Origin of the sequence: Streptomyces sp. NPDC048560, assembly GCF_040650955.1 — a bacterium.
Lineage (GTDB): Bacteria > Actinomycetota > Actinomycetes > Streptomycetales > Streptomycetaceae > Streptomyces.
Map to the genome: position 1 here is coordinate 297,385 of NZ_JBEZIJ010000001.1, position 25,993 is coordinate 323,377.

A 25,993-nucleotide genomic window follows, 5' to 3' on the forward strand; every position below is an offset into this window, starting at 1 on the left:
AGGCTTTCCCGGTACACAGCCTCGGCAGTCCGTATCCGCTCACCCGAATCGGGCGCGGATACCCCGCGCAGCACCCATTCGAGTGCCATTCGAGTGAACGCGGACAGGAGCGGCCATGCCCACAGCCAGCCAGCCGACAGCAGAGCGGCTACAAAGGACAAACCCTAATAAGCGCGCCACACCCGTACAGCTCTCCGCAGCACAGTCGTGCCCCGCGCCCCCCGAGCTCCAGCCCCCAGGTGATTCCATGATCGGTCGCATTCCCGTCCTCGACGTCCGTCCGCTCGTCGACTGCGGCAGAAGGCCGGCCAAAGCCGTGGCCGGTGAGACCTTTCAGGTCACCGCCACGGTCTTCCGCGAAGGCCATGACGCGGTAGCGGCCAACGTCGTCCTGCACGACCCGAGCGGACGCCCGGGGCCGTGGACGCCGATGCGTGAACTGGCGCCGGGAACGGACCGCTGGGGCGCCGACGTCACTCCACCGGCCGAAGGCGGGTGGACCTATACGGTGGAGGCCTGGAGCGACCCGGTGGCCACCTGGCGGCACGCCGCCCGGATCAAGATCCCGGCGGGCATCGACACCGAACTGGTCCTGGCCGAGGGCGCCGCACTCTACGAGCGGGCAGCCGAGGACGTACCCAAGCAGGACGGCCGGGAGGCGGTGCTCGCCGCCGCCGACGCCCTGCGCGACACCACGCGCCCGGCGGCCTCCCGGCTCGCCACGGCACTCTCCCCCGCCGCCGAGGAGGCCCTCTCCCGCCACCCGCTGCGCGAACTGGTCACCGCCTCACGCCCGTTGCCCCTGACCGTGGAACGCCGCCGGGCGCTGTACGGCTCCTGGTACGAGCTGTTCCCGCGTTCCGAAGGCGCCCGGGTGGAGGAGGTCAAGCCGCCGAAGGGGACGAGGAAGGGCCGGGCGGGCAAGGCCGCGAAGCCGCTTCCGCCGGCCACGCGCATCGTCAGCGGCACGTTCCGCACGGCCGCCGAGCGGCTGCCCGCCGTGGCCGCGATGGGCTTCGACGTCGTCTACCTCCCGCCCATCCACCCCATCGGCACCACCCATCGCAAGGGCGCGGACAACACCCTCACCCCCGGCCCGGACGACCCGGGCGTGCCGTGGGCGATCGGCTCGGCCGAGGGCGGTCACGACGCCGTCCACCCCGAGCTCGGCACGCTGGCCGACTTCGACCACTTCGTCGAGACGGCCCGCACCCTGCGCATGGAGATCGCCCTGGACTTCGCCCTCCAGTGCTCCCCCGACCACCCCTGGGTGACCGAGCACCCGGAGTGGTTCCACCACCGGCCCGACGGCTCCATCGCCTACGCCGAGAACCCGCCGAAGAAGTACCAGGACATCTACCCGATCGCCTTCGACAAGGACATGCGCGGGCTGGTCGCGGAGTCCGTGCGCGTCCTGCGGTTCTGGATGGGCCACGGCGTGCGCATCTTCCGCGTCGACAATCCGCACACCAAGCCGGTGGTCTTCTGGGAGAAGGTGATCGGCGAGATCAACCGCACCGATCCCGACGTGATCTTCCTGGCGGAGGCGTTCACCCGGCCCGCGATGATGCGCACGCTGGCCGCGGTCGGCTTCCAGCAGTCGTACACGTACTTCACCTGGCGTAACACGAAGCAGGAACTCACCGAGTACGTCACGGAGCTTTCGGGCGACTCCGCCTCGTACATGCGGCCCAACTTCTTCGTGAACACCCCCGACATCCTTCCCGGTTACCTCCAGGAGGGCGGCCGCCCCGCCTTCGAGGCGCGGGCCGTCCTGGGCGCGACACTGGCGCCGTCCTGGGGCGTGTACGCGGGATTCGAGCTGTGCGAGAACACCCCGGTGCGTCCCGGGAGCGAGGAGTACCTGCACTCGGAGAAGTACGAGATCAAGCCCAGGGACTGGGAGTCCGCGGAGCGCGAGGGCCGGTCGCTGGCTCCGCTGATCACCTCGCTCAACCGGATCAGACGACGCCATCCGGCGCTCCAGCAACTGCGCGACGTCCACTTCCACTCCGTCGACAACGAGGCCCTGATCGCGTACAGCAAGCGCTCGGGTTCCGACATCGTCCTGGTGGTGGTCAACCTCGACCCGCACCACACCCAGGAGGCCACGGTCTCGTTGGACATGCCACAGCTCTGCCTCGACTGGCATGAGCGCGTGCCGGTGCGCGATGAGCTCACCGGCGACACCTATCACTGGGGCAGGACCTTCTATGTGCGTCTGGAACCGGGTGTGACACCCGCGCACATCGTCGTTCTGCGACCGTCCCCGCCGACCGGAGGGTCACCCACACCATGATCGTCAACGAGCCCGTCCACGACACGTTCGAGGACACTCCCGCCAAGGACCGCGATCCCGACTGGTTCAAGCGTGCCGTCTTCTACGAGGTACTCGTCCGGTCCTTCCAGGACTCCAACGGCGACGGCATCGGCGACCTCAAGGGCATCACGTCCAAGCTCGACTACCTGCAGTGGCTGGGCGTCGACTGCCTCTGGCTGCCGCCGTTCTTCAAGTCGCCGCTGCGCGACGGCGGTTACGACGTCTCCGACTACACCGCCGTGCTGCCGGAGTTCGGCGACCTCGCCGATTTCGTCGAGTTCGTCGACGCCGCGCACCAGCGCGGTATGCGCGTGATCATCGACTTCGTCATGAACCACACGAGCGACCAGCACGACTGGTTCCAGCAGTCCCGCACCGACCCCGACGGGCCGTACGGCGACTACTACGTCTGGGCCGACGACGACAAGCAGTTCCAGGACGCGCGGATCATCTTCGTGGACACGGAGACGTCCAACTGGACCTTCGACCCGGTGCGCAAGCAGTACTACTGGCACCGGTTCTTCTCGCACCAGCCCGATCTCAACTACGAGAACCCGGCGGTGCAGGAAGAGATCATCTCGGCGCTGCGCTTCTGGCTGGACCTGGGCATCGACGGCTTCCGGCTGGACGCCGTGCCGTACCTCTACCAGCGCGAGAACACCAACTGCGAGAACCTGCCGGAGGCCCACGCCTTCCTCAAGCGGGTCCGCAAGGAGATCGACGCCAACTACCCGGACACCGTGCTGCTGGCCGAGGCCAATCAGTGGCCCGAGGACGTCGTCGACTACTTCGGTGACTTCCAGAGCGACGGCGACGAGTGCCACATGGCGTTCCACTTCCCGGTGATGCCGCGCATCTTCATGGCCGTACGGCGCGAGAGCCGCTACCCGGTCTCGGAAATCCTGGCGAAGACCCCGGCGATCCCGAAGAACTGCCAGTGGGGCATCTTCCTGCGCAACCACGACGAGCTCACACTCGAGATGGTCACCGACGAAGAGCGCGACTACATGTACGCGGAGTACGCCAAGGACCCGCGGATGCGGGCCAACATCGGCATCCGCCGCCGGCTCGCGCCGCTCCTGGACAACGACCGCAACCAGATCGAACTGTTCACGGCCCTGCTGCTCTCCCTGCCCGGCTCCCCGATCCTCTACTACGGGGACGAGATCGGGATGGGCGACAACATCTGGCTCGGCGACCGCGACGCGGTCCGCACCCCGATGCAGTGGACCCCCGACCGCAACGCCGGGTTCTCCTCCAGCGATCCGGGGCGGCTGTACCTCCCCACGATCATGGACCCGGTCTACGGCTACCAGGTCACCAACGTCGAGGCGTCCATGGCCTCGCCGTCCTCACTGCTGCACTGGACCCGGCGGATGATCGAGATCCGCAAGCAGAACCACGCGTTCGGAACGGGCTCCTACACCGAGCTGCCGTCCTCGAACCCGGCCGTCCTCGCCTTCATCCGGGAGGCCCCGCCGAACGGTGACGGCACCGACGATCTGGTGCTGTGCGTCCACAACTTCTCCCGGTTCGCACAACCGACGGAACTGGATCTCCGGGCGTACAACGGCCGTCATCCGGTGGAGCTGATCGGCGGGGTGCGCTTCCCTGCCATCGGCCAGTGGCCCTACCTGCTCACCCTCGCGGGACACGGCTTCTACTGGTTCCGGCTGAGGAAGGACCCACCCGTCGCCTGACGGCGAACTGCCGCGTACGACCTCCCGCGGGGCGGTTTCCGCCGCCCCGCAGGGGGCACTCTCCCCCCATATCGAGCTCTTCCGGGATCCTCCGGCCCTTTAGGGGCCAAAGATCGAGTCCGTACGGACCTTCCTCTCCCGACACGTCCCGCACAGCCGGACAGCCATTGCCGCAATCCGGGACACTCTTCGCATCCTGTGGTGTGCCCGGGGAAAGGACGCGATGCCATGTCGGAGGCTGCATCCACTCGAGTCGCCACATCGAAGAGTAAAACGAAGAGCACAACAACGAGCACGACGGCGAGAACGACAGCGAGTACGACAGCGAGCACACTCACGAGTTCCGAAGTGGTGGCGGCGGACAGCGCCATCGCGGGTGAGGACCTCCTGTCCTCCCTCGCCCCCCTGCTCCACACCTGGCTTCCTGGCCGGCGCTGGTTCGCGGGCAAGGGCCAGCCGGTCACCCATTTCTCGCTCGTCTCGGCGACCGAGATACTGCCGGTGCGCTCTGCCGGCACGGGGCCCGGACTGCTCCATCTCCTGGTCAGGGCCCACCAGCCCGGCCTGTCGGCGAACACGTCCGGCGACTGCTACCAACTCCTGCTCGGGGTACGCGCCATGCTCCCGCCCGCGCTGGCCTCCGCCCGCATCGGGCGGGTCCAGGACGGGCCGCTGGCCGGCCGCACGGTCTACGAGGGTCTGCACGATCCGCGCGTCGCCGAACTCCTGCTGGAACGGCTCCGCCGTCCCGGCACCCTCGGTCCGCTGCGCTTCGAGCGCACGTCCGCGATCCCCGCCGGGCTCGCGCCCCGGCTGCTCGACACGGAACAGTCCAACTCCTCGCTCGTCTACGGCGACTCCTTCATCCTCAAGATCTTCCGCCGGGTCTTCCCGGGCACCAACCCGGATCTGGAGCTGCCGCTCGCCCTCTCCCGCGAAGGGTGCGGGCGGGTGCCCGCACCGGTCGCCTGGTTCGAGGCCACCACTCCGCAGCCGGTGACGCTCGGAGTGCTGCAGCCGTTCCTGCGCGGAGCGGGGGACGGCTGGCAGCTCGCCCTCGGCGCGCTCGCGGCTGGCCGGGACTTCGTACCGGAGGCCCGCGCCCTGGGGCGGGCCACCGCCGAGGTGCACCTCGCGCTCGCCGCGGCCCTGCCCACGCCCGCGCTGCGCCCCTCGCAGACCAGACAGCTCGCCGACGGGATGACGGAGCGGCTGGAGGCCGCCGCCCGTGCCGTACCGGCACTCGTGCCGTACGTGCCGGGGCTGCGTACCGCCTTCGACGCCGTCGCCGCGCTCGGGCACGGGGACAGCGGCTGGGCGGTCCAGCGGGTCCACGGCGATCTCCACCTCGGTCAGGCGCTGCGTGCCGGGAACGGCTTCTGGTCGCTGATCGACTTCGAGGGGGAGCCCGCACGGCCCCTGCCGGAGCGCCGCCGTCCGCAGCCGCCGGTGCGCGATGTCGCGGGAATGCTCCGCTCCTTCGACTACGCGGCCCGCTCGCACCGCCCGTGGAACGACGCGTGGGCGGCCGGCTGCCGCGCCGCGTACTGCGAGGGATACGCGCGGGCCGCGGGCTCCGACCCGCGCGACGAACCGGAACTGCTCCGCGCCTACGAGACCGACAAGGCGGTGTACGAGGTGCTGTACGAGGCACGGAACCGGCCCGACTGGCTGCCCGTGCCGATGGCCGCGATCCAGCGCCTGGCCGCGGCGGCCGACTGAACCACCCCGCCACTTCCCTCCCCCTCTTCCCTCCGCTTCTCTCCCCCTCCGAGGAGGCAGTCCCTGTGACCGCCCGCAAGCCGTCCCGCAAGACGTCGAACCCCATCGAGGTTCCGCCCGTCCAGCAGCCGGTGACCGCCGAGGTCTCCGCCCCGACCGCCCCCGCCGCGTCCACCGCAGCCCCGGCCAAGGGTGCCGCCGCGCCGCCGGCCAAGCGCGCCCGGGCCAAGCGGGCGGCCGCGACGCCGCCACGCCCCCGGCGCGGCGGCGGCAGCAAGGAGGTACTGCCCGCCGTGGCCCTGGACGGCGGGGACCGGGCGCGGCTGCTCGCCGGTGAGCACCACGCCCCGCACGACGTGCTGGGCGCGCACCCGACCGTGGGTGGCGTGGAGTTCCGCGCGCTGCGACCCTTCGCTCGATCGGTGACCGTGGTCGCCGAGGGGCTGCGGGCGGAACTGCACGAGGACGGCGACGGGTTCTTCGCCGGGGTCCTGCCGCTGTCCGACGTCCCCGAGTACCGGCTCTCGGTCGCCTACGAGGACAACGAGACGGAGGTCGACGACCCGTACCGCTTCCTGCCCGCACTCGGCGAACTCGACCTGCACCTGATCGGCGAGGGCCGGCACGAGGAGCTGTGGACCGCTCTCGGTGCCCGGCCGATGGAGCACCAGGGGGTGACCGGCACCCGCTTCACCGTGTGGGCGCCGAACGCCCGCGGGGTGCGGGTCGCCGGTGACTTCAACTACTGGGACGGCAAGGGCCTCCCGATGCGCTCACTCGGATCGTCCGGCGTGTGGGAGCTGTTCGTCCCGGCGATCGGCGAGGGCGCCCTGTACAAGTTCGACATCTGCCGCCCCGACGGCTCGCACACCATGCGTGCCGACCCGATGGCCCGGCAGACGGAGATTCCCCCCGCCACCGCCTCGGTGGTCACCGCCTCGCACCACGCGTGGCAGGACGCGGACTGGATGGCGCACCGCGGCGACCGCCCGGTCCACGAGGCCCCCTTCTCGGCGTACGAGGTGCACCTGCCCTCCTGGCGGCCCGGCCTCACCTACCGCCAGCTGGCGACGCAGCTGCCCGCCTACGTGCGCGATCTGGGCTTCACCCACGTCGAGCTGATGCCGGTCTCCGAGCACCCCTTCGGCGGCTCCTGGGGCTACCAGGTCACCGGGTTCTACGCGCCGACCTCCCGCATGGGCGGCCCGGACGACTTCCGGTATCTCGTCGACGCCCTCCACCAGGCCGGCATCGGCGTCATCGTCGACTGGGTGCCGGCGCACTTCCCGCGCGACGACTGGGCGCTCGCGGAGTTCGACGGCCGCCCGCTGTACGAGCACTCGGACCCGTCCCGGGCCGCGCACCCCGACTGGGGGACGCTGGAGTTCGACTACGGCCGCAAGGAGGTGCGCAACTTCCTCGTCTCCAACGCGACGTACTGGTGCGAGGAGTTCCACATCGACGGCCTGCGGGTCGACGCGGTGGCCTCGATGCTGTACCTCGACTACTCACGCGAGGACGGGCAGTGGTCGCCGAACGAGCACGGCGGCCGGGAGAACCTGGACGCCGTGGCCTTCCTCCAGGAGATGAACGCGACCGTCTACCGGCGCAATCCGGGGGTCGTCACGATCGCCGAGGAATCCACCGCCTGGACCGGCGTCACGCGCGCCACCGACCAGGGCGGGCTGGGCTTCGGCCTGAAGTGGAACATGGGCTGGATGCACGACTCGCTGGTCTACATGTCCAAGGAGCCGGTGCACCGCAAGTACCACCACAACGAGATGACCTTCTCGATGGTGTACGCGTACAGCGAGAACTACGTCCTGCCGATCTCGCACGACGAAGTGGTGCACGGCAAGCAGGCGCTGGTCAGCAAGATGCCGGGCGACTGGTGGCAGCAGCGCGCCAACCACCGCGCCTACCTCGGCTTCATGTGGGCCCACCCCGGCAAGCAACTCCTCTTCATGGGGCAGGAGTTCGCGCAGGGGGCGGAGTGGTCCGAGGGGCACGGACCCGACTGGTGGCTGCTCGACCCCTCGTACGAGGCCTCGGGCGACCACCGCGGTGTCCGCACGCTGGTGGGTGACCTGAACGCGGTGTACGGGGCGGTGCCCGCCCTCTGGCAGCGCGACACCGTGCCGGAGGGTTTCGACTGGGTCGACGGGAACGCGTACGAGGACAACGTGTTCGCGTTCCTGCGCTACGACGCCGACGGCTCGCCCCTCCTGGCGATCTCGCACTTCTCCCCGGTGGTGCGCCACGACTACCGCGTCGGGGTGCCGGACGGCTTCGAGAGCTGGGTGGAGATCATCAACACGGACGCCGCACGCTACGGCGGTGGCGACGTCCGCAACGAGGAGCCGCTGAAGCCGGAGGCGGTGTCCATGCACGGCAGGCGGTCGAGTGTCCTCCTGACGCTGCCGCCGCTGGCCACGGTGTACTTCCGGCCCGCGTGACCCGCTGACCCGCACCCGGCCCGACGGGGGCCCGCACCGCATCCGCCGGTGCGGGCCCCCGGTGGCACTCAGGCCGGCGCGAGCACGTCCTCCAGCTCCTGGAGCAGCTTGCGCCTGGGGCGGGCTCCGACCATGGACTTCCGCGGTTCGCCGGCCCGGAACACCATCAGCGTCGGCATCGAGAGCACCGCGTACCGGGCGGTGATGCCCGGGTTGGCGTCCACGTCGATCGTGACGACCTTGAGCCGGCCGCTCTCCTGCTCCGCGACGGCGCCGAGCACCGGGGCGAGCTGACGGCAGGGGCCGCACCAGTCGGCGGTGAACTCGACCAGGACCGGGAGCTCCGCCCCCAGAACCTCCTCGTCGAAGGTCGCGTCGGTGACCTCGGAGACGCCTTCTATGTGCATCATTCGTCATCCTCCCAGTTCGCAACGTGGTTCGGGGCCCCCGGGCAGGCCGGCCGAGGCCTCGACCTCGGCACGGGCCAGTTGCACGCCCACTTCGTCCCTGACCGTCCGCAACTGCTCGATGAGCGTGTCGAGTTCGCCGAGTTTGCGGCGGTAGACGGCGAGGGAGGCGGGGCAGGCGTCACCGGCCGGGTGGCCGGCACGCAGGCATTCGACGAACGGGCGGGTCTCCTCCAGATCGAACCCGAAGTCCTGCAGGGTCCGGATCTGCTGGAGCATCCGCAGATCGTTCTCGTCGTACGTGCGGTAGCCGTTCACCGCGCGCCGTGCGTGCAGCAGCCCGCGTGACTCGTAGTAGCGCAGAGTCCGCGTGGTCGTCCCGGCCCGCTCGGCCAGCTCCCCGATTCGCATAGGCCGACCGTAATCCTTGACGCGGACGTCAGGGCAAGGCCCGGACCCGGAGCTCTGCGGCACGTCGCCCCGGCAACGGGTGGTCCGGAGGCTAGCGTCGGCGGCATGGACGGTGATCGTCGAGGGTGGCGCCGGTGTGAGCTCGGCGGGGCGGTGTTCGCCGTGTGCATGGCCGGCACCACCCTGCCCACCCCGCTGTACGGCCTCTACCAGGAGAAGTTCGGCTTCTCCGAGCTCGTGGTCACCCTGGTGTACGCCGCGTACGCGTTCGGGGTCATCGGGGTGCTGCTGCTGGCGGGGAACGTCTCGGACACCGTGGGCAGGAGGCCGGTACTGATGTGCGGCCTGGCGCTGGCGGCGGCGAGCGCCGTCTGCTTCCTGTCCGCCACGGGGCTCGGCTGGCTCTTCGCGGGGCGGCTGCTGTCGGGGCTGTCCGCCGGCCTGTTCACCGGGGCCGCCACGGTGTACGTGATGGAGCTGGCGCCGCCCGGCGGCGCCTCCCGGGCCACCTTCGTCGCGACCGCCGCCAACATGGGCGGGCTGGGCTGCGGTCCGCTGCTCGCCGGAGTCCTCGCGCAGTACGCCGCGTGGCCGCTGTACCTGCCCTTCGCCGTACACCTCGCGCTGGTGGCCGGCTCGGCCGCCGTCCTGTGGTGGCTGCCGGAGACCGTACACGAGCGGCGTCGGCCGAGGACCGTACGGCCGCGGCGCCCCGGTCTGCCGCCGAAGGTGGGGGCGGTGTTCGGGCCCGCCGCGACCGCGTCGTTCGTGGGCTTCGCGCTGTTCGGGGTGTTCACGTCCGTCAGCCCGGCGTTCCTCGCGCAGTCCCTCGACGTGCGCAACCACGCCGTGACCGGTGGCGTCGTGGCGCTCGCCTTCTTCGCCTCGACCGCGGGCCAGCTGGCGGTCGGCCGGGTGGGGGCGGGCCGGTCGCTGCCGCTGGGCTGCGCCGGTCTCCTGGCCGGACTCGCGCTGCTGGCGGGGGCGCTGCACTGGGACCTGCTGGTGCTGGTGGTCCTCAGCGCCCTCGTCGGCGGGGCCGGGCAGGGGCTGTCGTTCCGCGGGGCCCTGGCCGCGGTGGCCGGGGCCTCTCCCCCCGACCGTCGGGCCGCGGTCGTCTCCACGCTGTTCGTTGTGGCGTACACGGGTATCTCGGTGCCCGTGATCGGCGTGGGGGTACTGACCGGCCCGATGGGCCTGGAGGGGGCGGGACTGGTCTTCATCGCCTGCATGGCCGTCCTCGTCTCGACGGCGGCCGTCTACCTCCTCCGGCATCCGGTGCGGGCCGGGGCATGAACACACGCGCGGGGCCGGTACGGGGTTCCGTACCGGCCCCGCGCGTACCGATGTCGCGCGTACTTGTCCGCGGACCGCCTGGGATGACGAAGAAGACGCCGCCCACGACCATCGCGGGGCTGTAGGCCATCACGCTCACGCCCCGCCCGCCCTACGGTTCCCTGCCTCAGACCTTCGCGGGCACCTCGCCGCCCTCACGCTGCTCGGGGACCACGCTCTCCACCGGCGCGTCATCGGCGAGGGTCTTCTCGTCGAACGGGATCCGGCCGGCGAGGACTTCGTCGACTCGCTGCTTGTCGATCTCCTTGGTCCAGGTGCCGACCAGGACCGTGGCCACCGCGTTGCCGGCGAAGTTCGTCAGGGCGCGGGCCTCGCTCATGAACCGGTCGATGCCGACGATCAGGCCGACGCCGTCGACCAGTTCGGGGCGGTGCGACTGGAGCCCGCCCGCGAGGGTCGCGAGGCCGGCGCCGGTGACGCCCGCCGCCCCCTTCGAGGCGATCACCATGAAGACCAGGAGCGAGATCTGCTCGCTCGCGCTCAGCGGGTCGCCCATGGCGTTGGCGATGAAGAGGGAGGACATCGTGAGGTAGATCGCGGTGCCGTCGAGGTTGAAGGAGTAGCCGGTCGGCACGGTGATGCCGACGACCGGCTTGCTGATGCCCAGGTGCTCCATCTTCGCGATGAGCCGGGGCAGGGCCGACTCCGACGACGAGGTGGACACGATCAGCAGGAACTCACGGCCCAGGTACTTCAGCAGCGACAGCAGATTGACCCCGGCGACGAGCCGCAGGATCGTACCGAGCACGACGAAGACGAACAGCGCGCAGGTGACGTAGAAGCCGATCATGATGATCGCCAGGGACTTCAGCGCGTCGAGGCCGGTCTCGCCGACCACCGCTGCCATCGCGCCGAACGCGCCGACCGGGGCGGCCCACATGATCATGGCGAGGATCCGGAAGACGAGGCGCTGGATGTGGCCGATGCCGCGCAGGACCGGCTCGCCGGCGGCGCCCATCGCCTGCAGCGCGAAGCCCGCGAGCAGCGCGATCAGCAGCGTCTGGAGGACCTCGCCGCCGGTGAAGGCGGAGACCATGGTCGTCGGGATGATGCCGAGCAGGAAATCCACGGTCGACTCGCTGGCCCCCGCCGCCTGCTTCTCACCTGCGGCACGGGCCGCCTCGGTGATGTGGAGGCCGGAACCGGGCTCCAGGATGTTGCCGACGACGAGGCCGATGGCCAGGGCCACCGTCGACATCACCAGGAAGTAGCCGAGGGCGAGACCGCCGACGGCTCCGACCTTGGCGGCCTTGCGTACGGAGCCGACGCCCAGCACGATCGTGCAGAAGATGATCGGCGAGATCATCATCTTGATCAGGTTCACGAAGCCCGCACCGATGGGCTTGAGTTCCACGGCCACCCCGGGGGCCACGAAGCCCACGAGAATGCCGAGAACCACGGCTCCGATCACGGCCAGGTAGAGATAATGGGTCCGGTCCCGCCTTGCGGCTGTTACTGCCACGGGGGCCTCCTCGGCTGATGTCGCGGTCGCTCCCCCGTCCCTGGGGGCATCGGCGACTATCCATCCCCCTGTGACCCCCGTCACCCTTGCGTTCATATCGTTCACGGTCGGGTTCAAGCCACCTCCGGACACGCTGACCGGGCCAGGCAGACTGGACGGCATGCGCCTCCCCCGTACCCGCCCCCGGAGCCTGGCCGGACAGCTCTTCGCCATGCAGGTCGTGCTGGTGGCCGCTGTCGTCGCCGGGTGCGCGTTCTTCGCGTACGCCTCCGGGAGCGCGCAGGCGCAGGAGACCGCCGCCCGGCAGGTGCGGGCCGCGGCGCTGGCGGTGGCCGGTTCCCCTTCCGTGCGGGAGGCCATCCGCACCCCGGACCCCTCCGCCGCGCTCCAGCCGTACGCGGAGCAGGTCCGCGAGGAGACCGGGATCACCTTCGTCACGATCATGAGCCCGCGACTGGTCCGCTGGACGCATCCGGACCGCGAGCGGATCGGCGAGACGTTCCTCGGGCACACCGCGCAGGCGCTGCGCGGCGAGACGTTCACGGAGACGTACACCGGCACCCTCGGGCCCTCGATACGGGTCGTGACACCGGTCAGGGACGGTGGCAGGATCACCGGCCTCGTCAGCGCCGGCATCACCGTGGAGCGGGTCTCCACACAGGTACGCGAACAGCTCGGCGCACTGGGTCTCGCGGCGGGCGGGGCGCTGGCACTCGGCGGGCTCGGCACGTATGTGATCAACGCCCGGCTGCGGCGCCACACGCACGGCATGAACGCGGGCGAGCTGAGCCGGATGCACGACTACCACGAGGCCACCCTGCACGCGCTGCGCGAGGGGCTGCTGATGCTCGACGGGCGGCGCCGGATCGCGCTGATCAACGACGCGGGCCGCGAGCTGCTCGGCCTGGGGCCCGGTGCGGTCGGCAGCACCGTGGCCGAGCTGGAACTGCCCGCCCCGCTGACCGGGGCCCTGCTCGCCTCCGAGCCGCGGGTCGACGAGGTGCACCTGGCGGCGGACCGGGTGATCGTCGTCAACACCCGTCCGGTGGTGGGCGGGGAACGGCGTGGCACCGTGGTGACGCTGCGGGACCACACCGAACTGCTCTCCCTCTCCGGGGAGTTGGACTCGGAGCGAGGTTTCACCCAGGCGCTGCGTTCCCAGGCCCACGAGGCGGCGAACCGGCTGCACACCGTGGTGTCGCTGATCGAACTGGGCCGCGTCGAGGAGGCCGTGGACTTCGCCACGGCGGAACTGGAGCTGGCCCAGGTCCTCACCGACCGGGTCGTCGGCGCGGTCGCCGAACCGGTGCTGGCCGCACTGCTGCTCGGCAAGGCGGCGCAGGCGAACGAGCGGGGCGTGGAGCTGGTGCTCGCCGACGACAGCCTGATCGACGACGGGGCGCTGCCCGCGACGCTCGCGCAGCGCGATCTCGTGACCATCCTCGGCAATCTGATCGACAACGCGGTCGACGCGGCATCGGAGGCGGCGACGGGCGGCCCGGGAGCGGGGGGCGCCGGGCACGGCACGGCGGCCATCCCTTCGCCGCGCACCGGCTCGCGGGCCCGGGTCACGGTGACGGCGCTCGCGGGGGACGGCGAACTGCTGCTGCGGGTCGCCGACACGGGCGCGGGCATCGGTCCCGACGACGCGGACGAGGTCTTCCGGCGCGGCTGGTCGACACACGGCGCCGGACGCGGGCTCGGCCTCGCCCTCGTACGGCAGGCCGCGCACCGCAACGGCGGGAAGGTCTCGCTGGACCGGGGCGCCGACGGCGGCGCCGAGTTCACCGTGCGGCTGCCGCTGCCGGACCGTACGGCCGGAGAGGTCACCGCATGATCCGGGTGCTGGTCGTCGAGGACGACCCCGTGGCGGCGGACGCCCATCAGCTGTACGTGGGCCGGGTGCCGGGCTTCGAGGTGGCGGCCGTGGCGCACTCGCGGGCGGAGGCGGCGCGGGCGCTGGAGCGCACGCCGGTGGATCTGCTGCTCCTGGACCTGTACCTGCCCGACGGGCACGGCCTCCAGCTGCTGCGCTCGCTGCGTGCCGCCGGGCACGCCGCCGACGTCATCGCCGTGACGTCGGCGCGTGATCTCGCGGTGGTGCGGGAGGGGGTGTCGCTCGGTGTCGTCCAGTACGTGCTGAAGCCGTTCACCTACCCCACCCTCCGGGACCGGCTGGTGCGGTACGCGGAGTTCCGTGCGGCGGCGGGCGAGGCGAGCGGCCAGGAGGAGGTGGACCGGGCCCTCGGCGCGCTGCGGGTCGCCCATCCCTCGGCGCTCCCCAAGGGGCTGAGCGGTCCGACGCTGGAGGCGGTGACCCTGGCCCTGCGGGACGCCGGAGAAGGGCTGACGGCGGCCGCCGCCGGTGAGGCGCTGGGAATCTCGCGGATCACGGCCCGGCGCTATCTGGAACATCTGGTCACGACGGGCCGGGCGGCGCGCAGGCCGCATTACGGACAGGTCGGACGTCCGGAGCTGCACTACCGCTGGGTTCCGGAGAGCCACTGAACGCGTCGGCACGACCCGGTTCGTCCTAGTAGCTTCCTACGAAGGGTGATCTGGGCGGAACCGACCGTAGCCAGGGGGTCCTTTGCCTCCTACGGTGGGGCCGTGCATCCCACTCCGCCCTTCAACGCCCCCGCCGCGCGCCGACTTCGCGAGGCTCTGGGGATGGCGCCCGGTCATGTCGCGTACGGTCTCGCAGCTCAGTACGGCCTCCGGCTCCCGCCGGAGACGGTGATCGCCTGGGAGCGGGGTACGGCGACGCCGACGGACCGCGAGCTGACGGCGCTCGCGGGTGTCCTGTGGTGCGCGCCCGGCGAGCTGCTCGCCGCCGCCTCCACCCTGCGCGAGCACCGGCTGACCCAGGGCCTCTCCATCGAAGAGCTGGCCGGCCGGACAGGACTCAGCGGCGCCTCCTACCAGCGGATGGAGGAGTCGAACCGCTGGCGCGGCAACGAACGGCAGTCGGCCGCCCTGTGCGAGGCGCTGGAGCTGACGGCCGCCCAGTTCCTGACCGCGAGCGGCCGCAACGAGGACCTGGCGGAGCTGCTGAACAGCGCGGTGACGACGCGCTGGCAGGCGTACGTGCGCCCGGTCACGAAGCTCGTACCGCTGGACCGGGTCCTGATCCAGAGCGTGCTGGAGCAGTTGCACGCCGACTACCAGTCGCTGATGGTGTCGACCCTGACGTGGAGCAGCGCGGACACCCAGCGCCCGGAGACGACGGGCGACTCGGGCCGCGCCTTCCTCGCCCGGATCGTCGAGCACTTCTGGCGCACGGCGGGCGTGTAGGACCGCCCTGGGGGCCGGGTCCGTCAGAAGACCGACTCGGCCTCGTACATCCGGTCCGCCGGGACCGTCTTGAGCCGGGTGACCGCGTCGGCGAGCGGGACCATGGCGATCTCGTTGCCGCGCAGCGCCGTCATCCTGCCGAAGTCGCCGCGGTGGACCGCCTCGACCGCGTTCCAGCCGAAACGCGTCGCGAGGACCCGGTCGTACGCGGTCGGTGTGCCGCCGCGCTGCACGTGCCCGAGGATGACGGGCCGGGCCTCCTTGCCGAGCCGGCGCTCCAGCTCGATGGCCAGGCGGTTGCCGATGCCCGCGAAGCGCTCGTGGCCGAACTGGTCGATCTCGCCCTTCGCGTACGGCATGGAGCCCTCGGCCGGGTGCGCGCCCTCCGCCACACAGATCACGGCGAACTTCTTGCCGCGCGCGAAACGTTCCTCGACCATCTTGACCAGGTCGTCGACCTGGAACCGCCGCTCGGGCAGGCAGATCCCGTGCGCGCCGCCCGCCATGCCGGACTCCAGCGCGATCCAGCCCGCGTGCCGGCCCATCACCTCGACGACCATGACCCGCTGGTGCGATTCGGCGGTGGTCTTGAGGCGGTCTATGGCTTCGGTCGCGACGCCGACTGCGGTGTCGAAGCCGAAGGTCCGGTCGGTGGCGGAGATGTCGTTGTCGATGGTCTTGGGCACGCCGACGACGGGCATACCGGCGTCCGACAGCATCCGGGCGGCGGTCAGGGTGCCCTCGCCGCCGATCGGGATGAGCGCGTCGATGCCGTAACGGCGGCTCAGTTCGTCGCAGTTCTCTGCGGCTTCCCGCAGCCGGTCCCGCTCCAGGCGGGCTGAGCCGAGAATGGTGCCGCCGCGGGCCAGGATGCCGCTGACGGCGTTGAGATCGAGAGGCCTGTAGTGGCCGTCGAGCAGTCCTTTGAACCCGTCCTCGAAGCCGATGACTTCGTCGCCGTGACCCACGACGGCGCGGTGCACGACCGACCGGATCACTGCGTTCAGGCCGGGGCAGTCGCCGCCCGCCGTGAGAATTCCGATGCGCATCGTGCTGGGTCTCCTGCTCGCTAGTGCCGTGCATTCGGGGGGCTCCTCGAAGGGACCCCCGTACCGTGAGCCACGGCGATTGTCCCACGCCCGGTCCGGCCCCCGCTCTCCCGGCTGCTCCGGCACGAGGGGCCGGGAGATCCCGCGAGGGGCCCGGGCGGGGGTCTCCGGCGGCCCGCGGACCCGTGGAAACCCCGGGGAACGGGCCTGTGAACGGCCTCCGGCGGGGCCCGCTCCGGCGGGCGCCCACGCCGCCCCCGCAGGTATCGTCAAGAGCAATGCAAGCCAATGACACCCCTTTCGGGATATCAGCAACCCCACCGGACGAGTCGGCCGATCAGGACGGGAGAGCACGCGTGGCGCGCAGCGTGTACGTGACGGGAATCGACCGGGGGGACGGCCGCCAGGTCGTCGACCTGGGAGTCATGGAGCTACTGACGCGTCAGGTGGACCGGGTCGGAGTCTTCCGGCCGCTGGTCCATGACGGCCCCGACCGGCTGTTCGAGCTGCTGCGGGCCCGCTACCGGCTCACCCAGAGCCCCGCGAGCGTGTACGGCCTCGACTACCACGAGGCATCCGCGGTCCAGGCGGAGCAGGGTACCGACGAACTGGTCTCCCTGCTCGTCGAGCGGTTCCACCAGGTGGCCCGGGAGTACGAGGTCGTGCTGGTCCTCGGCTCGGACTTCTCCGCCACCCAGCTCCCGGACGAGCTGGCGCTCAACGCCCGACTGGCCAACGAGTTCGGCGCGTCGGTGATCGCGGTGGTCGGCGGCAAGGACCAGACCGCCGAGTCCGTACGGTCCGAGGCGGGCAACGCCTACCGCGCGTACGCGGGCCTCGGCTGCGACGTCCTCTCGGTGATCGTGAACCGGGTCGCGCCGGAGGACCGCGAGAAGCTCGCCGAGCGGCTCGCCGCCCGGCTCCCCGTCCCCTCTTCGGTCCTCCCGGACGACCCGGCGCTCTCCGCGCCCACCGTCGCCCAGGTCACCGCGGCGCTCGACGGCACCGTCCTGCTCGGCGACGACGCGGGCCTGTCCCGGGACGCCCTGGACTTCGTCTTCGGCGGCGCCATGCTGCCGAACGTGCTGAACGCGCTGACCCCGGGCTGCATGGTGGTCACCCCCGGGGACCGCGCGGACCTGGTGATCGGCGCACTGGCCGCGCACAGCGCGGGCACCCCGCCCATCGCGGGACTGCTGCTGACGCTGGACGAACGGCCGGGCGAGGACATCCTTCGGCTCGCCGCCCGGCTCGCGCCGGGCACCCCGGTCGTCGCGGTGGCCGGCGGGTCCTTCCCTACGGCGGCCGAGCTCTTCACGCTCGAAGGCAAGCTCAACGCGGCGACGCCCCGCAAGGCGGAGACCGCGCTCGGTCTCTTCGAGCGCCATGTGGACACCGCCGCCCTGCTGGAACGGCTCTCCGTGGCCCGCAGCAGCCGGGTCACCCCGATGATGTTCGAGCACGACCTGCTGGAACAGGCGCGCTCCAAGCGCCGCCGGGTCGTCCTGCCCGAGGGCACCGAGGAGCGGGTGCTGCGCGCCGCCGACGTACTGATGCGGCGTGACGTCTGCGAGCTGACGCTCCTGGGTGACGCCGACGTGATCCGCAAGAAGGCCGCGGACCTCGGCATCGACCTCGCGGGCACCCAGCTGATCGACCCGCAGACCTCCGAACTGCGCCAGTCCTTCGCCGAGCGGTACGCACAGCTGCGGGCCCACCGCGGAGTGACGGTCGAGCTCGCGTACGACGTCGTGTCGGACGTGAACTACTTCGGCACGCTGATGGTCCAGGAGGGCCTGGCCGACGGCATGGTCTCCGGATCGGTGCACTCCACCGCGGCGACGATCCGCCCGGCGTTCGAGATCATCAAGACCAAGCCGGACGCCTCGATCGTCTCGTCCGTCTTCTTCATGTGCCTCGCCGACAAGGTCCTCGTGTACGGCGACTGCGCCGTCAACCCGGACCCGGACGCGGAACAGCTCGCGGACATCGCCGTGCAGTCGGCCGTCACCGCGGCCCGGTTCGGCGTGGAACCCAGGATCGCGATGCTGTCGTACTCGACCGGCACCTCGGGAACGGGCGCGGACGTCGACAAGGTGCGGGAGGCCACCGAGCGGGTACGCGCCGCACGGCCGGATCTGCGGATCGAGGGCCCGATCCAGTACGACGCGGCGGTCGAGCCGTCCGTCGCGGCCACGAAACTGCCCGGCTCGGAGGTCGCGGGCCAGGCGTCGGTGCTGATCTTCCCGGACCTCAACACCGGCAACAACACCTACAAGGCCGTGCAGCGCTCGGCGGGCGCGGTGGCCGTCGGCCCGGTGCTCCAGGGGCTCCGCAAACCGGTCAACGACCTGTCCCGCGGCGCGCTCGTCCAGGACATCGTCAACACCGTGGCCATCACCGCGATCCAGGCGCAGGGCGAGGAGCGAACCGTATGACCGAGCCGACCGACGAAGGTACGACCACCGTGGCAGCCGTACACCCCCATCGCGTCCTCGTGCTCAACTCCGGCTCCTCGTCGGTGAAGTACCAGCTCCTGGACATGCGGGACCACTCCCGGCTCGCCACGGGCCTGGTCGAGCGGATCGGCGAGGCGACCTCCCGGCTCACCCACACCCTCCAGCCCGGCGGCGGCGCGGAGCCGCGGATCCGGACGGGCCGCATCGCCGACCACGAGGGGGCGCTGAAGGCGGCGGCCGAGGAACTGGCCGCCGACGGATTCGGCCTGGACTCCCCCGAGCTGGCGGCGATCGGTCACCGGGTGGTGCACGGCGGGCTGCGGTTCACCGAGCCCACCGTGATCACGGACGAGGTGCTGACGGAGATCGAGCGGCTCGTCCCGGTGGCCCCGCTCCACAACCCGGCGAACATCACGGGCATCCGTACGGCGCGCGCGCTGCGCCCGGACCTGCCGCAGGTCGCGGTCTTCGACACGGCGTTCCACACGACGATGCCGGAGAGCGCGGCGCGGTACGCGATCGACGTCGAGACCGCCGACGCGCACCGCATCCGCCGCTACGGCTTCCACGGCACCTCGCACGCGTACGTCTCCCGAAGGACCGCCGAGCTGCTGGGGCGCCCGCTCCAGGACATCAACCTGATCGTGCTGCACCTGGGCAACGGCGCCTCGGCGTCCGCGGTGGCGGGCGGCCGGTGCGTGGACACCTCGATGGGACTGACCCCCTTGGAGGGGCTGGTCATGGGTACGCGTTCAGGAGACATCGATCCGGCCGTCACCTTCCACCTGAAGCGGGTGGCGGGGATGTCCACGGACGAGATCGACGTCCTGCTGAACAAGAAGAGCGGTCTCGTGGGGCTCTGCGGCGACAACGACATGCGGGAGATCCGCCGCCGGGTCGACGAGGGCGACGAGCGGGCCGCGCTCGCCTTCGACATCTACATCCACCGGCTGAAGAAGTACATCGGCGCCTATTCGGCGGTCCTCGGGCGGGTGGACGCGGTGGTGTTCACGGCGGGTGTCGGGGAGAACTCCGCCCCGGTGCGGGAGGCTGCCATCGCCGGTCTGGCGGAACTCGGGCCGGCGGTGGACGGGGACCTCAACGCCGTGCACTCCCGTGAGCCCCGGCTGATCTCGCCGGACTACGCGCGAGTGGCGGTGGCGGTGGTGCCGACGGACGAGGAACTGGAGATCGCCGACCAGACCTTCGCGCTCGTCGGACAGGCCGGGAGGCCCGTCGGACAGGCCGGCCCGCTCATCGGACAGGTCGACAACTGAGCACCCCCGCGCCCCTTTGTATCTTCCACCAGACGGAATATTCCGCAGCGAAACAAACCGATAGGATCCGCCTCATGCGCCGTTCCAAAATCGTCTGCACCCTCGGTCCCGCCGTCGACTCCCATGAGCAGCTCGTCGCTCTGATCGAGGCCGGCATGAGCGTGGCCCGTTTCAATTTCAGTCACGGCACCCATGAGGAGCACCAGGGCCGATACGACCGGGTCCGCAAGGCCGCCACCGAGACCGGCCGCGCGGTCGGCGTACTCGCCGACCTCCAGGGCCCCAAGATCCGCCTGGCGAAGTTCGCCGAGGGCCCCGTGGAGCTGGTCCGCGGGGACGAGTTCACGATCACCTCCGAAGACGTTCCGGGCGACAAGTCGATCTGCGGTACGACCTACAAGGGTCTGCCGGGCGACGTCGCCAAGGGCGACCCGATCCTGATCAACGACGGCAACGTGGAGCTCAAGGTCGTCGCGGTCGAGGGCCACCGCGTGCGGACCATCGTCATCGAGGGCGGTGTCATCTCCGACCACAAGGGCATCAACCTGCCCGGCGCGGCCGTGAACGTCCCCGCCCTCTCCGAGAAGGACGTCGACGACCTGCGCTTCGCGCTCCGGATGGGCTGCGACCTGGTCGCCCTGTCCTTCGTGCGGGACGCCGAGGACGTCAAGGACGTCCACAAGGTGATGGACGAGGAGGGCCGCCGGGTCCCCGTCATCGCCAAGGTGGAGAAGCCGCAGGCCGTCGAGCACATGGAGGGCGTCGTCGCCGCCTTCGACGGTGTGATGGTGGCCCGTGGTGACCTGGCCGTCGAGTACCCGCTCGAAAAGGTCCCGATGGTGCAGAAGCGCCTCATCGAGCTGTGCCGCCGCAACGCCAAGCCGGTGATCGTGGCGACCCAGATGATGGAGTCGATGATCACCAACTCGCGCCCGACGCGCGCCGAGGCGTCCGACGTCGCCAACGCGATCCTGGACGGGGCCGACGCGGTCATGCTGTCCGCCGAGTCCAGCGTGGGCGCGTACCCGATCGAGACGGTCAAGACGATGTCGAAGATCGTCGTCGCCGCCGAGGAGGAGCTCCTCTCCAAGGGCCTCCAGCCGCTGGTGCCGGGCAAGAAGCCCCGTACACAGGGCGGTTCGGTCGCCCGTGCCGCCTGCGAGATCGCGGACTTCCTGGACGGCAAGGCGCTGGTCGCCTTCACCAAGTCCGGTGACACGGCCCGCCGGCTGTCCCGCTACCGCGTCTCGCAGCCGATCCTCGCCTTCACCACGGAGGAGGCGACCCGCAACCAGCTCGCGCTGAGCTGGGGCGTCGAGTCCTACGTCGTGCCGCACGTGGACAACACCGACGCCATGGTCGACCTCGTGGACGCGGAGCTGCTCAAGCTGAACCGCTACAACGACGGCGACACGATGGTCATCACGGCCGGTTCGCCCCCCGGCGTCCCCGGCACCACCAACATGGTCCGGGTGCACCACCTGGCCGAGGTCGTCGAGCGCGGCTGACGCTCCTCCCGGCAGATGACGGTGGGCCGTATCCCCTGAGGGATACGGCCCACCGTTTCGTGCGGCTCCCGAACGGGTTCCTGGTGGCTAGCTGTTGCCGCCGGTGAAGAAGTTCGACAGACCCGGCACGCGGAGCGAGCCGCCGAACTGGCCTGCCTGCGTGACCTTCACCTTGGTGAAGAAGGCGAAGGGGACGTTCAGCGGCGGCGGGGTCTCCGGGCTGAAGGTGACCGGGATGAGGCCGAAGAGGTTCCCCTTCAGCTCCTCCGTGTACATCGTCACCTCGCCGTTGCGGATCGTGGACGTGGAGCCCTCGTCCGAGGTGACGTGACCCGTCGTGCCGGCCGGTCCGGCCGTCAGCTGGTGGAGGTCCTTGATGTCGATGGAACTCGCGGTGAACTTCAGCACCTTCTTGATGCTGCCGTCCGACCGCTTCACCTCGACGATGCCCTTGTAGTCGAGCCCGTTGAGCGTGAGCATCGACGACTCGAGGACCCACGGCTCGTTCGGGAGCAGCGGGATGCCCTGCTCCAGGTCGGCCGCGGCGAGCGCCTCGGGGTCGGGAACCGGACACGGGAAGCGCTCCTTGGCGCCGTCCGGGATGTCCTCGTCCTTCACCGGGTCCAGGCCCTTGACGCCCTCGTCGAGCTCCTCGACCTCCTTGCCGGCCTTGTCCGCCGCGTCGCGGATGGCGTCGGCGGTCCTGTCGACCGGTTCCTTCGCCTCGTCCGCCTGGTCCGCCGGGGTGGTGGGGGCGGGCTCGGCGGGCGCGGGCTCGGCGGGAGCGGGCTCCGCCGGTGCGGGCGTCTCGGTGGTGGGAGCCGGGGACGGGCTCGCCGTCTCCTCGTCCGGTCCGTCGAGGAGGTCCTTGAGCGCGTCACCGACGCCGAGCGGGTCGAGCGGGTTCGTCGTCCCGGTGGGCTCGGGTGTCGCGGCGGGCTCGTCCTTCGCCGTGGTGGCGGGCTCGTCCTTCGCCGTGGTGGCGGGCGTCGTCGAGCTCGCCGAGGGCTCGGGTGCGGCCGGCTGGGTCGCCTCCGGCTTCTCGGCCGGTTCGGTGGCGCCGGGGTCCGGCGCGGCACTCGTCGTGGCGCTCGGCGTCGGCGTCGCGGTCGGCTTCGGCTCCTGCGACTCGCTGGGCTCGTCGGAGCGGGTGACGCACGGCCCGGGAGCGAAGGGTATGTCAGAGGCGTCGTCGGCCATCGCGAGCTTGGGGGTGAGCCCCATGCCGACGAAGACCGCCGTGGGCATCGCGGCGAGCGCGAAGGCCTTGCCCGCGGGTATGTGGAGCTTCGTCAGCAGCGACTTCCTCGGGGCCGCGTGGCGCGGGCCCCTCCGCTCGCGGAGGTCGTCACCGGTGACGGTGTTCATCTGCTGTCCGTCGTCACCCCGCACGATGCCCCCCGCCGTCGGCGTCGACCGCCGTGTCGTACGCGGCGGGCTGCTGCGGAACGGCCGCCCCGTGGAACGCTTCCTCCGAAGGCGCGGCCTGCGGCTGCTCCTCCGCCACGCCCTTGCGGTACGGGTCCTCGGCCTCCGCGGGCTCGCCCGGGGCCCAGGAGATGGACAGCGCGCCGCCCAGCATGGAGAGCAGGAAGCCGATCAGGAAGCCGCCGATGTTGGCGACGGGTATGGAGATCAGCGCCAGCAGGATCGCCGCGACGCCGGCGAACACCCGCACGATGTGGTGGAACCACATCGTCAGGCCGAGCGTGATCAACAGGACCCCGATGATCAGGGATCCGGCGCCGGCGGTGGTGGACATCGCCAGCGTCATGTTGCCGAGGTGGAGATCGGCGTAAGGGAAGTAGGCGATGGGTACACCGCCCACGATGGTGAACAGGCCCGCCCAGAACGGCCGGTTACCCCGCCAGGTGCGGAATCCCCGCCGGAAGACGGTGAGGTAGTGCTCGTTCTGCCCTGTGGACTCGGGGCTCATGGAAAACAGCTCCCTGGAACCGGTACTGCTGTGAGAAGAGAAGGGGTGGGCGGCCGGACGCCCTCAGGGAGCGTTCCGGCCACCCGGGCGAGTGCTTAGAAGCACTCCTTGACGCCCTTGTGCAGCTTCAGGCTCAGGTTGCTGAGCTTGAAGGTGCCGGCCGTGGTCGCCCAGGCCGTCTGCTCCACGTTGGTCAGGGTGGCCTTCTTCGCGCGCTGCGCGAAGCCGCCCGGCTTGACCGCCGCTTCCGTGCCGGCCTGGATGCCGGGGGCACCGAGGGAAGAGGCACCGACGCCGATGTCGATCTGCTCGAAGTACGCGTCCGCGTCGAGCTGGGCGACGTCCAGGTAGAGGTTGGTCGCCTCGACCGGCTTCTTCGGGTCCGTACCGGCGTTCAGCTCCAGGCTGACGCTGCCGAGACCGAAGGGCAGGTTCGGCGTGACCACCGACTGGCACATGTTGGTGATCGTGGCCTTGCTGAAGCCGGACACCGCGACGGGGTGTGCCTGCTTCTCCTTGCCATCGATGTCCGTGCCGACAGCGACGCTGCCGTACTGGACGAAGTCCTCACCGACGAGCTTGTCCGTGCTGACCTTGAAGCTCTGGCCGGACACGGCGAAGGACGCGGCCAGCGCACCCTGCGCGAGACCGACACCCACTGCCGCGGTCGCGACGACGCTCGGCACCATGACGAGAGCGAAACGCTTCCATCTCGTCCCACCGCGGATTTGGGAACTCATAATTTTCCTCCTTCTCGGACGTACATCTCCGGTCGGGCTCGTGCCCGCCCTGGGATGGGAGAAGTGCTACGTCCTCGGGAAGGAGAGCGCCCGGACCGGAGGCGTGTACCGCATCCGAATCACCGGCGATCACCCCCGAGCGACAACCACTGGTCACGCTTCTGCGCAACCGGTTCGGACAGGCCCTGCCGAACGGCAGGAACCCCCCTGTCCGCGATCGGCGCCACTGCCGCCGACCGACCCGGTGGGGACCCGAAGGGCCGCAGGCCCCGACTGGCGGTGGGGCTGGCGGTATCGGACCGAGCTTGGCCGATCGTGGTGCATTCACGGCCGGGACACAAGGGGTGTCGTTACTCGCTAGTAACGGGCCGATAACCGAGCCGCGACAGGGCGGCATCGACCGGCCACACAGGGTGGTGCCAAACGGACACAGGAATCGGAAGAATGGGGACCTTGACGGACAGATCCCAGGGCGCGATTTACTGCGAGTAACAGTTCGCGTCTTTGTCAAGATTTGGCAAAGCGGAGGGTTCTCTTATCCCCCGGGGCGCGAAAACGGCCGTGGTGCCCGAAGGCTCCACGGCCGTGTTGTCAGATCAGAACAAGACCCGCGCCAGGGCCGTACGGGCGGCGGCGACCCGGGGGTCGTCGGGTCCGATGACCTCGAAGAGCTCCAGCAGCCGGATCCGCGCGGCGTCCCGGTCGTCACCGAAGTTGCGGCGGACGGCCTCCACGAGACGGCCGAACGCGTCCTCGACGTGTCCGCCCACGAGGTCCAGGTCGGCTGCGTCGATCTGCGCATGGAGGTCGTCCGGCTTCTCGGCGGCGTCCTTGCGCACCTGCTGCGGGTCCATCTTCTGGACGCGCCCCAGCAGGTCGGCCTGGGCGAGGCCGAGCTTCGCCTCGACGTTGGCCGGGTCGTCGGCGAGCACGTTCTTGTACGCCTGGACGGCGCCGCCGAAGTCGTTGGCGTCCAGCGCCTGCGCCGCCGCTTCCAGCAGCGCGTCGTACGGACCCGCGGGCACCTCGGCCGGCGGCTGTCCCGCAGCGCCCTCGCCCTGCGCCGCGGGATCGACGACGATTCCGGTGAGACCGAAGCGCTCCTCGCCGACCTGGATCAGCTGGTCGAGCGTCTCGCGGATCTGGGCCTCGGGGGCCGCGCCCTGGAAGAGCGGGAGAGCCTGCCCGGCGACCACGGCGAAGACCGCCGGGATGCTCTGGACGGCGAACTGCTGCATCAGCATCTGGTTGGCGTCGACATCGACCTTGGCCAGCACGAACCGGCCGTTGTACTCGAGGGCCAGTCGCTCCAGCAGCGGGCCGAGCTGCTTGCACGGCTGGCACCACTCGGCCCAGAAGTCGATGACGACGGGAACCTCGGCGGAGCGGGTCAGTACGTCGCGCTCGAAGCCCGCCTCGTCGACGTCGATCACAAGGGAGCTGGGGGCCGCGGCGGCGGCGCCGCCCTGGCGGGAGGCCTCGGCACGGGCCTGCTCGGCCTTGGCCTTGGCCTCACCGGCCGCTTTTACGGCGCCGAGGTCGACGACGCCGCTCATGGACATGTTCCTAGGCTGCATACGTACATCCTCCCCCCTGCACCGGTCGTTCCGGAAAGCGATACGAGAACCGGCCCCGTCCGCAGCCTCCGCCGGTGTGCGTGGCGTGCGGACAGACACGGTCCCGGGGCCGGTGAAGGCCCCTGTTTCGGTGCCGGGTCCCCACCCGGCTCCTGTGGCTGTCGATCGGTCGTCGCGTGAGGCCCGGCGTCACCGTCGTCCTTACGCTACGACCCGTAGCGTAACTGCCGGGACCGGCTCCGGGACAGGCGGTCCCGGTGATCTCTCTCACGGTGACCGGGTACGGCCGACCGTACTTACTCACGGGTATGGTCGCGGG

At 70.7% G+C, this 25,993-nt stretch carries 19 protein-coding genes; 11 read left to right on the forward strand and 8 right to left on the reverse strand.

The window, feature by feature from the left end; translation table 11 throughout:
* Positions 1–247 precede the first annotated feature (247 nt).
* The 4 genes from AB0C82_RS01250 to glgB all read left to right on the forward strand — a co-directional run bounded on the left by AB0C82_RS01250 (position 248) and on the right by glgB (position 8,198).
* On the forward strand, positions 248–2,299 hold the full coding sequence (locus AB0C82_RS01250; protein WP_362835053.1) for an alpha-1,4-glucan--maltose-1-phosphate maltosyltransferase: 2,052 nt from the start codon (positions 248–250) through the stop codon (positions 2,297–2,299).
* Entirely contained in the window at positions 2,296–4,020 is a 1,725-nt protein-coding gene (treS, locus tag AB0C82_RS01255; RefSeq protein WP_362835055.1) for a maltose alpha-D-glucosyltransferase, read from the forward strand. The genes AB0C82_RS01250 and treS overlap by 4 nt, the downstream gene beginning before the upstream one ends.
* A gap of 228 nt (positions 4,021–4,248) precedes the next feature.
* Complete coding sequence (locus AB0C82_RS01260; protein WP_362835057.1) at positions 4,249–5,742, forward strand: phosphotransferase; 1,494 nt, start codon at positions 4,249–4,251, stop codon at positions 5,740–5,742.
* Positions 5,743–5,807: 65 nt separating this feature from the next.
* On the forward strand, positions 5,808–8,198 hold the full coding sequence (glgB, locus tag AB0C82_RS01265; RefSeq protein ID WP_362835059.1) for a 1,4-alpha-glucan branching enzyme: 2,391 nt from the start codon (positions 5,808–5,810) through the stop codon (positions 8,196–8,198).
* A 68-nt stretch (positions 8,199–8,266) separates the two neighbouring features.
* On the opposite strand, the gene trxA is transcribed toward glgB, so the two are convergent.
* Positions 8,267–8,608 carry a thioredoxin gene (gene trxA / locus AB0C82_RS01270; protein WP_362835061.1) on the reverse strand — a complete coding sequence of 114 codons (342 nt, stop codon included), beginning with the start codon at positions 8,606–8,608 and terminating at the stop codon, positions 8,267–8,269.
* Positions 8,609–8,611: 3 nt separating this feature from the next.
* Entirely contained in the window at positions 8,612–9,016 is a 405-nt protein-coding gene (locus tag AB0C82_RS01275; RefSeq protein ID WP_362835063.1) for a MerR family transcriptional regulator, read from the reverse strand.
* 105 nt (positions 9,017–9,121) lie between these two features.
* On the opposite strand from AB0C82_RS01275, the gene AB0C82_RS01280 reads away from it, so the two are divergent.
* Positions 9,122–10,312 carry an MFS transporter gene (locus AB0C82_RS01280; protein WP_362835065.1) on the forward strand — a complete coding sequence of 397 codons (1,191 nt, stop codon included), beginning with the start codon at positions 9,122–9,124 and terminating at the stop codon, positions 10,310–10,312.
* 166 nt (positions 10,313–10,478) lie between these two features.
* On the opposite strand, the gene AB0C82_RS01285 is transcribed toward AB0C82_RS01280, so the two are convergent.
* On the reverse strand, positions 10,479–11,834 hold the full coding sequence (locus tag AB0C82_RS01285) for a cation:dicarboxylase symporter family transporter (protein WP_362835067.1): 1,356 nt from the start codon (positions 11,832–11,834) through the stop codon (positions 10,479–10,481).
* 160 nt (positions 11,835–11,994) lie between these two features.
* Here AB0C82_RS01285 and AB0C82_RS01290 point away from each other — a divergent pair, with 160 nt between their 5' ends.
* From AB0C82_RS01290 to AB0C82_RS01300, 3 genes are all read left to right on the forward strand, one after another.
* Positions 11,995–13,671: an ATP-binding protein gene (locus AB0C82_RS01290; protein ID WP_362835069.1), complete on the forward strand. Its 1,677-nt coding sequence runs from the start codon at positions 11,995–11,997 to the stop codon at positions 13,669–13,671.
* Positions 13,668–14,342 (forward strand): response regulator, encoded by a 675-nt coding sequence (locus tag AB0C82_RS01295; RefSeq protein WP_362835071.1) that lies wholly within the window; start codon positions 13,668–13,670, stop codon positions 14,340–14,342. Before AB0C82_RS01290 ends, AB0C82_RS01295 begins: the two co-directional genes overlap by 4 nt.
* A 162-nt stretch (positions 14,343–14,504) precedes the next feature.
* Entirely contained in the window at positions 14,505–15,128 is a 624-nt protein-coding gene (locus tag AB0C82_RS01300; RefSeq protein WP_362836965.1) for a helix-turn-helix transcriptional regulator, read from the forward strand.
* 23 nt (positions 15,129–15,151) lie between these two features.
* Here the strand turns inward: AB0C82_RS01300 and AB0C82_RS01305 are convergent, their stop codons facing one another.
* Positions 15,152–16,177 carry an ATP-dependent 6-phosphofructokinase gene (locus AB0C82_RS01305; RefSeq protein WP_362835073.1) on the reverse strand — a complete coding sequence of 342 codons (1,026 nt, stop codon included), beginning with the start codon at positions 16,175–16,177 and terminating at the stop codon, positions 15,152–15,154.
* A gap of 356 nt (positions 16,178–16,533) precedes the next feature.
* Between AB0C82_RS01305 and pta the strand changes: the two genes are divergently transcribed.
* The 3 genes from pta to pyk all read left to right on the forward strand — a co-directional run bounded on the left by pta (position 16,534) and on the right by pyk (position 21,421).
* Positions 16,534–18,615 carry a phosphate acetyltransferase gene (pta, locus tag AB0C82_RS01310; protein ID WP_362835075.1) on the forward strand — a complete coding sequence of 694 codons (2,082 nt, stop codon included), beginning with the start codon at positions 16,534–16,536 and terminating at the stop codon, positions 18,613–18,615.
* Positions 18,612–19,913: an acetate kinase gene (locus tag AB0C82_RS01315; RefSeq protein ID WP_362835077.1), complete on the forward strand. Its 1,302-nt coding sequence runs from the start codon at positions 18,612–18,614 to the stop codon at positions 19,911–19,913. The genes pta and AB0C82_RS01315 overlap by 4 nt, the downstream gene beginning before the upstream one ends.
* 74 nt (positions 19,914–19,987) lie before the next feature.
* Positions 19,988–21,421 (forward strand): pyruvate kinase, encoded by a 1,434-nt coding sequence (gene pyk / locus AB0C82_RS01320; RefSeq protein WP_362835079.1) that lies wholly within the window; start codon positions 19,988–19,990, stop codon positions 21,419–21,421.
* Positions 21,422–21,508: 87 nt separating this feature from the next.
* Here pyk and AB0C82_RS01325 read toward each other — a convergent pair whose 3' ends face one another.
* The 4 genes from AB0C82_RS01325 to AB0C82_RS01340 all read right to left on the reverse strand — a co-directional run bounded on the left by AB0C82_RS01325 (position 21,509) and on the right by AB0C82_RS01340 (position 25,659).
* The gene (locus tag AB0C82_RS01325) at positions 21,509–22,813 is read right to left on the reverse strand and encodes a hypothetical protein (RefSeq protein ID WP_362835081.1); all 1,305 of its coding nucleotides are present in this window, start codon (positions 22,811–22,813) and stop codon (positions 21,509–21,511) included.
* A complete protein-coding gene (locus tag AB0C82_RS01330) occupies positions 22,803–23,357 on the reverse strand; it encodes a DUF6114 domain-containing protein (protein ID WP_362835083.1) in 555 nt (184 codons plus the stop codon). The genes AB0C82_RS01325 and AB0C82_RS01330 overlap by 11 nt, the downstream gene beginning before the upstream one ends.
* 95 nt (positions 23,358–23,452) lie before the next feature.
* A complete protein-coding gene (locus tag AB0C82_RS01335; RefSeq protein WP_362835085.1) occupies positions 23,453–24,097 on the reverse strand; it encodes a DUF6230 family protein in 645 nt (214 codons plus the stop codon).
* Between the two features lie 596 nt (positions 24,098–24,693).
* Positions 24,694–25,659, reverse strand: a complete 966-nt coding sequence (locus AB0C82_RS01340; RefSeq protein ID WP_362835087.1) for a tetratricopeptide repeat protein — start codon at positions 25,657–25,659, stop codon at positions 24,694–24,696.
* Positions 25,660–25,993 lie beyond the last annotated feature (334 nt).